Raw genomic sequence first — 12,236 nt, 5'->3', positions numbered from 1 at the left:
GCTGCGCGCGGATTTTCCAGCACCGCGCGCAGCAGCGCGACCTTGAGATTGGCGTCCGTGCGTCCTTGCGTGGCTAATGCCTCGATCTCCGTCGAGCGGCCATAGAGGCCGGCGCCGTAGAGCGCTGCCGCGATGATCGCCAGCGCCACCGCCGTGAACAGCAGCCAGGCGCGCCGCGCCCGCCCGGCAAGCAGTTCGGGCGTCGAAGCGAGAGCAGCGGCAGGGCGTTGCAGCATGGCGTATTTGTGCATGCTTTCGCACAAGGCGCAATTGTACCTATGCGGATAACCACACTGATGCCGCGGAAAAGGCACCTCGCGAGCTCGAAAAATTCAGCAAAATCAACGAAGCGAAACTCCGGGCGCCATCTGGCACGCGCGTTGCAGGTAGGTCCGCAGCAGCCGCGAGGCTGTGAAGGTTAACAGCCCCCTGGGAGGTCGAGCGTTCTCGATCGGGGGCCGAACGGAGGATACCATGCAGACAGCAATCGCTGCCGCCGAACCGCGCGGCAAGGTTCCCTTTTACCGGCATCTTTATGTGCAGGTCCTGGTGGCGATCGCCGCCGGCATCCTGCTTGGCCATTTTTACCCCGATCTGGGCGCTTCGCTGAAACCGCTCGGCGATGCCTTCATCAAGCTGGTCAAGATGGTCATCGCGCCGGTGATCTTCCTCACCGTGGCGACCGGCATCGCAGGCGTCTCCGACCTGCACAAGGTCGGCCGCGTCGCCGGCAAGGCGATGATCTATTTTCTTGTCTTCTCGACATTGGCGTTGATCGTCGGCCTGGTTGTATCGAACGTCATCCAGCCCGGCGCCGGCATGCACATCAATCCCGCGACACTCGATGCTTCGAAGGTCTCGACCTTCACCGAGAAGGCGCATGACACGACCATCGTCGGCTTCCTGATGAACATCATCCCCGACACCATCACCGGAGCCTTCGCGCAGGGCGACATTCTGCAGGTGCTGTTCTTCTCGGTGCTGTTCGGCATCGCGCTGGCGCTGGTCGGCGAACGCGGCCGCCCCGTGGTCGATTTCCTGCAGGCGCTGACCTCGCCGATCTTCCGCCTCGTCGCCATCTTGATGAAGGCAGCCCCCATCGGCGCTTTCGGCGCCATGGCCTTCACCGTCGGCAAATACGGCATCGGCACGATCGCCAACCTCGCCTTCCTGATCGGCACCTTCTACCTGACGTCGCTGCTCTTCGTGCTGGTCGTTCTCGGCGCCGTCGCATGGTACAACGGCTTCTCCATCCTGGCGCTGATCCGCTACATCAAGGAAGAGCTGCTGCTTGTGCTCGGCACCTCGTCGTCCGAGGCGGCGCTTCCCGGCCTGATGGCCAAGATGGAGCGCGCCGGCTGCAACCGCTCGGTGGTCGGCCTGGTCATCCCGACCGGCTATTCCTTCAATCTCGACGGCACCAACATCTACATGACGCTGGCTGCGCTGTTCATCGCCCAGGCAACCGACACGCCGCTCACCTTCGGCGACCAGATCCTGCTCCTGCTAGTCGCCATGCTGAGCTCCAAAGGTGCGGCCGGCATCACCGGCGCCGGCTTCATCACCTTGGCCGCCACGCTCTCGGTGGTGCCTTCGGTGCCGGTCGCCGGCATGGCGCTGATCCTCGGCGTCGACCGCTTCATGTCTGAGTGCCGCGCGCTCACCAATTTCGTCGGCAATGCGGTGGCGACCATCGTCGTGGCGCGCTGGGAAGGCGAGCTCGACCAGAAGCAATTCGCCGCCGCCATGGCCGGCCAGTTGCCGGAAGAGGCGGATCTCGCGCTGTCCGGCGGCCTGCTGCCGGCCGAGTGACAGGCAAGTTAGGCATCCCTCCCAAGCCTGTGCAGGCCGCGGCTCAGCCGCGGCCTGTTCTTTTTGCCGGCCGCCGCATACGGTGCGCGAGCCGGATTCCCGGCGAAATAGTCAGCCGAGGGCGGTCAATGAGCAGCGCGTATCCCGAGATCTATCTTGTCCGTCATGGCGAGACCGAATGGAGCCTCTCGGGCAGGCATACCGGCCGCACCGACATCCCTTTGACGGCAAAAGGCGATGAGGCTGCGCGCGGTGTGGCCGAGCGGCTCAAGGGCCTGACCTTCCAGGCGGTCTGGTCGAGCCCGTCGCAGCGCGCCTTCGACACCTGCCGCCTGGCCGGCTTCGGTGAGGGCGCGGTCAAGAAGCCGGACCTGCAGGAATGGGATTATGGCGCTTACGAGGGCGTGACGACCAAGGAAATCCTGTCGAAGCGCCCCGGCTGGCAATTGTTCCGCGACGGCTGTCCTGACGGCGAGACGGCGGCCGATGTCGGCGCCCGCGCCGACGCGATCATCGCCGGGCTGCGTGCGATTGCCGGCAATGTGCTCATCTTCTCCAGCTCGCATTTCCTGCGTGTTCTCGCGGCGCGCTGGGTCGGCCTGCCGCCCGAAGGCGGCGAGCATTTCGTGCTCGACACCGCGAGCCTCAGCATCCTCGGCTACGAGCACGACCTGACGGAGCCGGTCATCCGGCGGTGGAACCAGAAATAACGAGCGCGACTCCCCCTCATCCGGCCGCTTCGCGGCCACCTTCTCCCCGAGGGGAGAAGAGGTTGGCGCCGGCGCTTACCTGCTCCTCTCCCCACGGGGAGAGGTCGGATTGCCCCGAATTGCTCTTCGCAATTCGGCTGGCAATCCGGGTGAGGGGGAGTTCGTGGCCCGGCGTCAAGTCGCCAAGGTCGCCAGCTCCTCGCTCGTCAGATGCCGTGCCTTGCCTTTGGCAAGCTCGCCGAGCTGAAGACCGCCGATCGCCACGCGAACCAGCCTTAGCACCTCGATATCGAAAGCGCCGAGCAGCCTGCGGATCTGCCGGTTGCGGCCTTCGTCGAGCACGATTTCCAGCCAGGCTGTCCGCCCGCCGCTGCGCAACAATGCAATCGAGCTTGCCGTGAGCAACTCGCCGTCGACGACCGCGCCTTGGCGAAAGCGTTCCAGCATCGCCTCGTCGGGCATGGCCGCGATCTGCACATGATAGGTCTTGGCGACATGCGAGGCGGGGTCGAGCAAACCGCTCGCCCAGCGTGTGTCGTTGCTCATCAACAGCAGCCCTTCGCTTGCCTTGTCGAGCCGGCCTACCGGCGACACGAAGGGCAGGTCGAGCCCTTTAAGGCAGTCATAGACGGTGCCACGGCCTTCGGGATCGTCGCGGGTGGTGACCAGCCCGCGCGGTTTGTTGAGCATCAGATAGACCTTGCGCTCGGCCGCAATGCGCTCGCCGTCGACCGTGATGCTCTCGCGCTCGGGATCGACCCACAGCGCAGGGTCGCGCGCCACCTTGCCGCCCACCCGCACGCGCCCCTTGCCGATCAAAAGCTCAGCCTGCTTGCGCGAGCAGAACCCGAGCTTCGACAGCGCCCGGTTGAGGCTGACCTTCCCGGCGGTGGATCGCCGCGCGGCCTTAGAAGGCTGTCCAAGGGGCTTGCTCGTCATTTGCCCCACAAATGCCATGCGGCGCGGCGCATGCGCAACCTTCGGGTGAAGTAAGATGGATTTTTGGAGACCGGTCGGCGCCGGGAAATCATTGATCCTTCGGCGCGCTCAGCCGCCGGTAGGGGACGCCGTCGAATGTTGCCGTCACGAAGCTCTGGACCGACATCTTGCGCTTGCGCCCGTCGCTGCAGGCATAGAGCGGCCAGCCGGCTTCGCTGCACTCGCTGGCCACGCAGAGGCGGTTCACGCAGTTGCCCGTGGTCAGGCGAAAGCCGCCCTTGCCGGCAAATCCCTGAAGCAGGCTGCCGTCCGCCGAACGCCATGTCCGTTGCTGGAATTCAGGCCGCAGCAGGCGAGGCTCGAGCGGCGCGGCCAAACCGGCCTGGGTTGCGGGACCCGAATATTGAAACCGGTAGCGCGCCATGCCGGTCGTATACGCGGTGACGAGATCGGGTTGCCCCGAATAGGCTGCCGTGAGGTCAGCTCGGTCAAAAAGATGGGACGCACGCGGTTCCGCCCCTGATGATGTCATCAGGGCAGCGATGGCGACAACCGCCAGGCAGACGCGCAACATCCCCATTTCCAGCAGCCATACCCCGTCCGGCGTGCCAGGTTGCCCGGCTGCCTGCGCCTACAATCTTTCCAATCGGATTTTCGCGCAAGCCAAGAGCTGCAACGAATGGCCTCGTTTTGGTCAGCTATTGGCGGCCGGCGGCAGCTCGAACAGATGGGCGCCGTTCTCCCGCCCACGGTCGACATAGCCGATCACGCGGAACCACTTCGCCACGTCCGGCCTGTCCAGCCAGCTGCGCGAATGTATGGGAAGGTTGCCGGCAAGCGCCTGGACATGGCGGATGTGCCGCCTGCAGAAGCGGACCGTCGCGGCGTTGAAGAAATCCTCCCGCGCCGCGAACAGCGTATCTGCGGCATCCGAGTGCTCATGCCAGGCGATGATCGCGACGGCCCTGTCGCCCTCGACAAGCGCGTGCGCCCGGCCTTCCTTCAAATTCATCATCAGATTGTCATAGGCGCTTTTGCTGTCCTTGCCGGCCGCGACATATTCGTCCGACATCCGCTTGGACAGGCCGTGGAACACATCTTCCAGGTCTCCGACCGTCGCCGCGCGTGCTCTCATTTCTCCTCCTGACAGCCCGCTAGCAGTTTGCCTCAGCAAAGGAAGATCACCAAGAAAATAAAATCCTCAACTGGCCTCATGAGCGCAATCGCATTCTGCATGAATGGGTCCGATCCATGACCGCGCTCGCATATAAGCACGGGCTTGAGATTGCATTTCCGCTGTCGGATACTGGAGCTCCCGGGCCGGCCCCATCCACATCGTCTCCAGGCGACCATGATCGAGCTGATTGAAACCCTATACGAGGCGGCCTCCGTTCCGAAGTGGTGGGACGACGGGTTGGCGCAGGCTGAGGTCGACGGGCTCGGTACGCTGCTGCCGCATCCGCCCGTGCCAGCCTTGCAGCCACTGGCGCCGCAATGACCGGTAAGTCGTGTCGAGACGGCGGAGAAAGGCGTATCGTTGAATTCGTCGACGGCCTGCCATAAAAGGCGCAAGTTCTCGACCGGCTTGAGGAATTCCGGACGTGCCCGCGGGCTGTCGGCGAAAGATCGGTCCGGTTGACCACAACGTTTTGGGGGCATGGATTGACGTCGAGCAGGCCCATACTGATCACCGGCGCCGCCGGCTTCATCGGCTTTCACCTCTGCCACCGGCTGCTTGCCGAAGGCCGGCAGGTTGTCGGCCTCGATTCCATGAACGAGTATTACGACGTTGCCCTCAAGCAGGCGCGGCTCGACCGGCTGAAAGGGTTCGCGAATTTTCGCTTCGAGCATGTCGACCTCGCCGACCGCGATGGCGTCTCGGCGGTCTTTGCTTCCGACGCGCCGGAGATCGTCGTCAATCTCGCCGCGCAGGCGGGCGTCCGCTATTCGCTGATCAATCCGCACGTCTATGCGCGCAGCAACCTCGACGGCTTCCTCAATATCCTGGAGGGCTGCCGTCAGGCCTCTGTCGGTCATCTCGTCTATGCATCGTCGAGCTCGATCTATGGCGGCAGCACGCGCATGCCGTTCTCGGTCCATGATTCCGCCGACCATCCCTTGAGCCTCTATGCCGCAAGCAAGAAGGCGAACGAGCTGATGGCCCACACCTACAGCCATCTGTTCGGGCTGCCGACCACGGGGTTGCGCTTCTTCACCGTCTACGGTCCGTGGGGCCGGCCCGACATGGCCTTGTTCATCTTCACCAAGGCCATCCTCGCCGGCCAGCCGATCGACGTCTTCAACCATGGCAACATGCAGCGGGACTTCACTTATATCGACGACATCGTCGAGGGCGTAATCCGCGTCATGGAGCATCCCGCGACGCCCAATACCGATTGGACAAGCGCTGCCCCGGATCCCGCGACCAGCAATGCGCCGTACAGGATCCACAACATCGGCGACAGCTCACCCGTCCAGCTGAGCCGGCTGATCGACGTGCTGGAAGACGCGCTTGGGCGCAAGGCAATCCGCAACCTGATGCCGCTCCAGCCGGGCGACGTGCTGGCGACCTACGCCGACATCACCTCGCTCGAGGAGGTGACTGGCTTCAAGCCCAGGATCCCGATCGAGGTCGGCGTTCCGCGCTTCGTCGAATGGTATCGGGATTTCTATCAGGTCTGATTAGGCGCCCGCGACAACGTGCTAGCGGCCGAGTACTAGCGGCCTGTCGTTGACGCCTGCCTGTCGATCCACAGCGCGATCAGCGTGCAGGCGGCGCCTGAAAGCAGATAGGCGCCGGCGGCGATGAGGCCGAAAGTGCCGGCGATCAGCAGCGCGGCAAGCGGCGCAAAGCCGGCGCCGAACATCCAGGCGAGGTCCGACGTCACCGCCGAGCCGGTATAGCGGTGCTGGCGCGAGAAGCTCGACGCGACGACGCCCGAGGATTGCCCGAAGCTCAAGCCGAGCAGAATGAAGCCCAGCACCATGAACACCGTCTCCCCGACGGTGCCGCCATTGAGAAGCTGCGGGGCAAAGCCGCTGAATGCGGCGATGGCGACGGCGCCGCCGCCGAGCAGGGCGCGGCGTCCGACACGGTCGGCCAGCGGCCCTGACGCGACGATCGCGGCGATGCCGAACAGCGCGCTCACCGCCTCGATGATCAGGAAGCGCTCCGGCCCCTCATTGGTGAACAGGAACACCCAGGACAGCGGGAACACCGTCACCATATGGAACAGGGCGAAGCTCGCCAGTGGCGCGAAGGCGCCGACGACGACGTTGCGGCCTTCCGTGCCGATCATGTCCCTGATGCGGGTCGGCTGCAGGTCGCCGCTCTCGTAGAGCTTCGAGAATTCGGGCGTGACGACGATGCGCAGCCTGGCAAACAGCGCCACGACATTGATGGCGAAAGCGACGAAGAACGGATAGCGCCAGCCCCAGGCGAAGAAATCGTCGGCCGAGAGGTTGGCGACGAAGAAGGCGAACAGCGAGCTCGCCACGATAAGCCCGATCGGCGCGCCGAGTTGCGGGATCATCGCATAGATTCCGCGCCGGTTCTGCGGCGCGTTCAGCGCCAGCAGCGAGGGCAACCCATCCCAGGTTCCGCCGAGCGCCAGGCCTTGCAGGAAGCGGGTAAGCGCCAGCAGCCAGGCGGCGACAGCGCCGACGTCTTCATAGGACGGCAGGAACGCCATGGCGACGGTCGAGGTGCCGAGCAGGAAAAGCGCGATGGTCAGCTTGGCGCCGCGGCCATAGGCGCGGTCGATCGCCATGAACAGCACCGTGCCGAACGGACGCGCGATAAAGGCCAGCGCGAAGATCGCGAAGGAATAGAGCGTTCCGACCAGCGGATCGTGCGTCGGAAAGACAAGCCTGGGGAATACGATCACGGAAGCGATCGCATAGACGAAGAAATCGAAGAACTCCGATGTCCTGCCGATGATCACGCCGACCGCGATATCGCCAGCGCTGACCTGGCCGTGATGCGAGCCGATCAGCCTGCTGTCCGTTTCGGCAGTCGAAGTTTCAGCCATCTTGTTCGTCGCCACCGAGCTCAAGTTCGGAACGCGATTGTCCTCGTCCCATTATGCGTGCACAGTTTCGCCAAAGCCATAGCAATCCGGCATTGGACAAATTGTCCAATGTCGTCCCCGTGCCGGCGGCAGTAGCCGTTGGCCCATACCGCGTTGTAGCTTGCAAAAGCCCGTTGCGACGCCATCGAGGGCAGCGTTGATGAAACGATCCGGAGCTTTGCTTCTGTTTCCCCTGGCCGTGCTGCTGAGCGGCTGCGACTTCGTCGTGCTAGCGCCCGCGGGCGACGTGGCAGTGCAGCAGCGCGACCTGCTCGTCGTCTCGACCCTTTTGATGCTGCTCATCATCGTGCCCGTCATGGCGCTGACCGTGCTGTTCGCCTGGCGCTACCGGCAGTCCAGCACGACGGCGACCTACACGCCCGACTGGGACCATTCGACCAAGCTGGAGCTGGTGATCTGGGCGGCCCCTCTGCTCATCATCATATGCCTGGGCGCGCTGACGTGGCTCGGCACGCATCTGCTCGATCCTTACCGGCGCATCGACCGAATCGAACCCGGACAGCCGGTCACGCAGAACCATAAGCCGCTCAGGGTCGAGGTCGTCGCGCTCGATTGGAAGTGGCTCTTCATCTATCCGGACTACGGCATCGCCTCCGTCAATGAGCTGGCGGCGCCGGTCAATCAGCCGATCGACTTCCGCATCACCTCGTCCAGGGTGATGAACTCCTTCTACATTCCAGCCCTTGCCGGGCAGATCTACGCCATGCCCGCCATGGAGACGAAGCTGCACGCCGTCATCAACCGTCCAGGCACCTATACCGGCTTCTCGGCCAATTACAGCGGCGCCGGCTTCTCCGGCATGCGCTTTGCCTTCCACGGCGTCTCGGACCAGGCCTTCGCCGATTGGGTGGCGCAGGCCAAGAGCGCTCAGTCCAGGCTCAGCCGCGAGACCTATCTCGAGCTTGAACGCCCGAGCGAGAACGAGCCGGTCCGGCAGTATGCCTTCGTCGACCACGACCTTTATGGCGCGATCCTCAATCTGTGCGTCGAGCCGGGCAAGATGTGCATGAACGAGATGATGTCCATCGACGCCAAAGGCGGCCTTGGCCTTGCCGGCGTTCGCAACACCCTGCCGCTGCAATATGACAAGCTTGCCCGGCGCGGCTCGGTGTTCGGTAGCGATCCGTCCTATGTCGCCAGCATCTGCACGGCGGAGGAGGCGGCAGCCGCCTCTCGCGCGGCTCGTAATGACGATGAAAAGAGCTGGCCGCTCAGGGACCTGTCCCCGCTGCGCGGCGTCGGCTTGCTCGCGCCCGGCGCCGGCAGCCGCCGCGCCGACGCCGAGGCGCCGTCGCTCGGCCTGCTGCGCTTCGAATTGTGAGGAATGGCGGATGCCTGAGACGCTGACCAAATTCATCTTCGGCCGCCTCACTTTGGAGTCGCTGCCGCTGCACGAGCCGATCGTCGTCGTCACCTTCATCGTGGTGGCGCTTGGCGGCCTCGCGGTTCTCGGCGCCATCACCTATTTCAAGCTCTGGGGCTATCTCTGGCGCGAGTGGTTCACCAGCGTCGACCACAAGAAGATCGGCATCATGTACATGGTGCTCGGCCTCGTCATGCTGCTTCGCGGCTTCTCCGACGCCATCATGATGCGCCTGCAGCAGGCGATCGCCTTCAACGGTTCGGACGGCTATCTCAACGCCCATCACTACGACCAGATCTTCACCGCGCACGGCGTGATCATGATCTTCTTCGTGGCGATGCCTTTCGTCACCGGGCTGATGAACTTCGTCGTGCCGCTGCAGATCGGCGCGCGCGACGTCTCCTTCCCCTTCCTCAACAATTTCAGCTTCTGGATGACGGTGGGCGGCGCCATCCTGGTCATGGCCTCGCTGTTCGTGGGCGAGTTCGCCCGCACCGGCTGGCTGGCCTATCCGCCGCTCTCGGGCATCAATTACAGTCCGGATGTCGGCGTCGATTATTATATCTGGGCGCTGCAGGTCGCCGGCGTCGGCACGACCTTATCCGGCATCAATCTGATCTGCACTATCGTCAAGATGCGCGCCCCCGGCATGACCATGATGCGCATGCCCATCTTCACCTGGACCTCGCTATGCACCAACGTGCTGATCGTGGCGTCCTTCCCGGTGTTGACGGCGGTGCTCACGCTCTTGGCGCTCGACCGCTATGTCGGCACCAATTTCTTCACCAACGACTTCGGCGGCAATCCGATGATGTATGTGAACCTCATCTGGATATGGGGTCACCCGGAGGTCTACATCCTTATCCTGCCGCTGTTCGGCGTCTTTTCCGAGGTCACCTCGACTTTCTCCGGCAAGCGCCTGTTCGGCTACACCTCGATGGTCTACGCCACGGTGGTCATCACCATCCTGTCCTATCTGGTCTGGCTGCACCACTTCTTCACCATGGGCTCCGGCGCCAGCGTCAACTCCTTCTTCGGCATCACCACGATGATCATCTCGATCCCGACCGGGGCAAAGATGTTCAACTGGCTTTTCACTATGTATCGCGGCCGCATCCGCTTCGAACTGCCGATGATGTGGACGGTGGCCTTCATGCTCACCTTCGTCGTCGGCGGCATGACCGGCGTGCTGCTTGCGGTGCCGCCGGCCGACTTCGTGCTGCACAACAGCCTGTTCCTGATCGCGCATTTCCACAACGTCATCATCGGCGGCGTGCTGTTCGGCCTGTTTGCCGGCATCGCCTACTGGTGGCCCAAGGCCTTCGGCTTCAGGCTCGATCCGTTCTGGGGCAAGGTTTCGTTCTGGTGCTGGGTGCTCGGCTTCTGGTTCGCCTTCATGCCGCTCTACATCCTCGGCCTGATGGGCGTGACGCGCCGCATGCGCGTCTTCGACGATCCCTCGCTTCAGATCTGGTTCGTCATCGCTGCCTTCGGCGCCGTGCTGATCGCCGCTGGCATCGCCGCCTTCCTTGTCCAGATCTTCGTCTCGATCCGCAAGCGAGCCGAACTGGTCGACGTCACCGGCGATCCGTGGGACGGCCGCACACTCGAATGGTCGACCTCCTCGCCGCCGCCCGCCTATAATTTCGCTTTCACGCCGGTCATCCGCGACAATGACGCCTGGTTCGACATGAAGAGAGCCGGCTACCGGCGCCCGCTCACCGGCTTCAAGCCGATCCACATGCCGAAGAACACCGGCACCGGCGTCGTCCTGGCCGTGTTCAGCGTGGCGCTCGGCTTCGGGCTGATCTGGTACATGTGGTGGCTGGCGGCGCTGAGCTTCGTCTGCCTCATCGCCACCGCCATCGGCCACACCTTCAACTATCACCGCGACTTTGACATCCCGGCCGCCGAGGTCGCGCAAACGGAAGAGGCGAGGACGGCGCTCCTCGCCGCTGAGGGGGCTAGGGCTTGAGCATGGCATCGACGGCAATCACGGCCGGCGCCGAGCCGGTCTTCCACCTGGAAGAGGAGCATGCGCACGCCGAAGGCGGCAGCACCATGCTCGGCTTCTGGCTCTACCTGATGAGCGACTGCCTGATCTTCGCCATGCTGTTCGCGGCCTTTGGCGTGCTCGGCGGCAATTACGCGGCGGGTCCTGCTCCGAAGGACCTGTTCGATCTCAGCCTGGTGGCGGTCAACACCACCATGCTGCTGCTCTCCTCGATCACCTATGGCTTCGCGATGCTGACCATGGACAAGGGCCGTGCCGGCGCGACGCAAGCCTGGCTCGCGGTGACCATGCTGTTCGGCCTCGCCTTCCTGTCGATCGAGCTCTACGAGTTCGCGCATATGATCCATGAGGGCGCGACGCCGCAGCGCAGCGCCTTCCTGTCGTCCTTCTTTACCCTGGTCGGCACGCACGGCCTGCATGTCACCTTCGGCATCGTTTGGATGGTGACGCTGATGGTGCAGGTCGCGCGATATGGCCTGATCGAGGCCAACCGCCGCCGGTTGATGTGCCTCTCGATGTTCTGGCACTTCCTCGACGCCGTCTGGATCGGCGTCTTCACCTTCGTCTATCTGATGGGGACGTTGCGATGAGCGCTCATGATCATGCCGGTCACGACCACGCGCATGGTGGCGCCGCGCACGGCTCGCTGAAGGGCTATCTGATCGGCTTCTTCCTGTCGGTGATCCTCACCGCCATTCCGTTCTGGCTGGTGATGGACGAAGTCATCGACAACAAGCAGGCCACGGCCGTCATCATCATGGCCTTCGCCGCGGTGCAGATCGTCGTCCACATGATCTTCTTCCTGCACATGAACCCGGCCTCCGAGGGCGGATGGTCGATGCTGGCGCTCATCTTCACGGTGATCCTCGTCGTCATCGTGCTGAGCGGCTCGCTCTGGGTGATGTACCATCTCAACGCCAACATGCTGCCCGGGCTCCACGAGATGCGGGAGATGCCATGAGCCCTGTTTCGGGCGTGGGGAGGGCCAATCTCAAGGCAGAAGTCACGGTCGGCCTGGCAGATACATGCGCTCACGCCGCGCCGTCGAAAGGCTCCGCGTCGCGCTTCTTGCTTGCGCTGCTCGGACTTGTCGGCGTTCTGGTGTTTCTTGGGCTCGGCATCTGGCAGCTGGAAAGACGGGTCTGGAAGCTCGACCTGATCGCCCGCGTCGACCAGCGCATCCATGCTCCGGTCGTCGATGCGCCAGGACCCGCGACATGGGCTGATATCAACGCGGCCGGCTATGAATATCGCCATGTACGCCTCACCGGCAGTTTCTCCGGCGGAGCCAACACGCTGGTGCAGGC

The 12,236-nt window shown here is 63.7% G+C and carries 13 protein-coding genes and 1 pseudogene; 9 read left to right on the top strand and 5 right to left on the bottom strand.

Features of this window, described 5'->3' with window-relative positions:
• Positions 1-251 (bottom strand): annotated as a pseudogene (locus EOA24_RS12835) (two-component sensor histidine kinase); the annotation flags it as partial.
• A 223-nt stretch (positions 252-474) separates the two neighbouring features.
• Here EOA24_RS12835 and EOA24_RS12830 point away from each other — a divergent pair.
• The gene (locus EOA24_RS12830; RefSeq protein WP_126079314.1) at positions 475-1,812 is read left to right on the top strand and encodes a dicarboxylate/amino acid:cation symporter; all 1,338 of its coding nucleotides are present in this window, start codon (positions 475-477) and stop codon (positions 1,810-1,812) included.
• 128 nt (positions 1,813-1,940) lie between these two features.
• Positions 1,941-2,522, top strand: coding sequence for a histidine phosphatase family protein (locus tag EOA24_RS12825; RefSeq protein ID WP_126079313.1), 582 nt, complete (start codon positions 1,941-1,943; stop codon positions 2,520-2,522).
• Between the two features lie 174 nt (positions 2,523-2,696).
• On the opposite strand, the gene EOA24_RS12820 is transcribed toward EOA24_RS12825, so the two are convergent.
• The 3 genes from EOA24_RS12820 to EOA24_RS12810 all read right to left on the bottom strand — a co-directional run bounded on the left by EOA24_RS12820 (position 2,697) and on the right by EOA24_RS12810 (position 4,596).
• Complete coding sequence (locus EOA24_RS12820; RefSeq protein WP_126079312.1) at positions 2,697-3,461, bottom strand: pseudouridine synthase; 765 nt, start codon at positions 3,459-3,461, stop codon at positions 2,697-2,699.
• A gap of 88 nt (positions 3,462-3,549) precedes the next feature.
• Entirely contained in the window at positions 3,550-4,035 is a 486-nt protein-coding gene (locus EOA24_RS12815) for a hypothetical protein (protein WP_245467258.1), read from the bottom strand.
• 120 nt (positions 4,036-4,155) lie between these two features.
• Positions 4,156-4,596 (bottom strand): hypothetical protein, encoded by a 441-nt coding sequence (locus EOA24_RS12810; protein WP_126079311.1) that lies wholly within the window; start codon positions 4,594-4,596, stop codon positions 4,156-4,158.
• Between the two features lie 216 nt (positions 4,597-4,812).
• Here EOA24_RS12810 and EOA24_RS41560 point away from each other — a divergent pair, with 216 nt between their 5' ends.
• Both EOA24_RS41560 and EOA24_RS12805 read left to right on the top strand, forming a co-directional pair.
• A complete protein-coding gene (locus EOA24_RS41560) occupies positions 4,813-4,959 on the top strand; it encodes a hypothetical protein (protein ID WP_189343258.1) in 147 nt (48 codons plus the stop codon).
• A gap of 164 nt (positions 4,960-5,123) precedes the next feature.
• Positions 5,124-6,143 carry an NAD-dependent epimerase gene (locus tag EOA24_RS12805; protein ID WP_189343257.1) on the top strand — a complete coding sequence of 340 codons (1,020 nt, stop codon included), beginning with the start codon at positions 5,124-5,126 and terminating at the stop codon, positions 6,141-6,143.
• Positions 6,144-6,178: 35 nt separating this feature from the next.
• On the opposite strand, the gene EOA24_RS12800 is transcribed toward EOA24_RS12805, so the two are convergent.
• Entirely contained in the window at positions 6,179-7,492 is a 1,314-nt protein-coding gene (locus tag EOA24_RS12800; protein ID WP_126079310.1) for an MFS transporter, read from the bottom strand.
• Between the two features lie 199 nt (positions 7,493-7,691).
• Here EOA24_RS12800 and cyoA point away from each other — a divergent pair, with 199 nt between their 5' ends.
• The 5 genes from cyoA to EOA24_RS12775 form a co-directional block, all read left to right on the top strand.
• Complete coding sequence (gene cyoA / locus EOA24_RS12795; RefSeq protein WP_126079309.1) at positions 7,692-8,873, top strand: ubiquinol oxidase subunit II; 1,182 nt, start codon at positions 7,692-7,694, stop codon at positions 8,871-8,873.
• 10 nt (positions 8,874-8,883) lie between these two features.
• The gene (gene cyoB, locus EOA24_RS12790; protein WP_126079308.1) at positions 8,884-10,890 is read left to right on the top strand and encodes a cytochrome o ubiquinol oxidase subunit I; all 2,007 of its coding nucleotides are present in this window, start codon (positions 8,884-8,886) and stop codon (positions 10,888-10,890) included.
• 2 nt (positions 10,891-10,892) lie between these two features.
• Positions 10,893-11,519: a cytochrome o ubiquinol oxidase subunit III gene (gene cyoC, locus EOA24_RS12785; RefSeq protein WP_127256071.1), complete on the top strand. Its 627-nt coding sequence runs from the start codon at positions 10,893-10,895 to the stop codon at positions 11,517-11,519.
• On the top strand, positions 11,516-11,890 hold the full coding sequence (gene cyoD, locus EOA24_RS12780; protein WP_126079306.1) for a cytochrome o ubiquinol oxidase subunit IV: 375 nt from the start codon (positions 11,516-11,518) through the stop codon (positions 11,888-11,890). The genes cyoC and cyoD overlap by 4 nt, the downstream gene beginning before the upstream one ends.
• Positions 11,887-12,236 (top strand): SURF1 family cytochrome oxidase biogenesis protein (locus tag EOA24_RS12775; protein WP_281059882.1); only part of this gene is annotated, 350 nt, incomplete at its 3' end. The genes cyoD and EOA24_RS12775, both read left to right, overlap by 4 nt.

The sequence above is a fragment of the Mesorhizobium sp. M2A.F.Ca.ET.039.01.1.1 genome (assembly GCF_003998035.1).
Taxonomy (GTDB): domain Bacteria; phylum Pseudomonadota; class Alphaproteobacteria; order Rhizobiales; family Rhizobiaceae; genus Mesorhizobium.
Note: the sequence above shows the minus strand (reverse complement) of the source record. Positions and strands in the feature narration are given on the sequence as shown.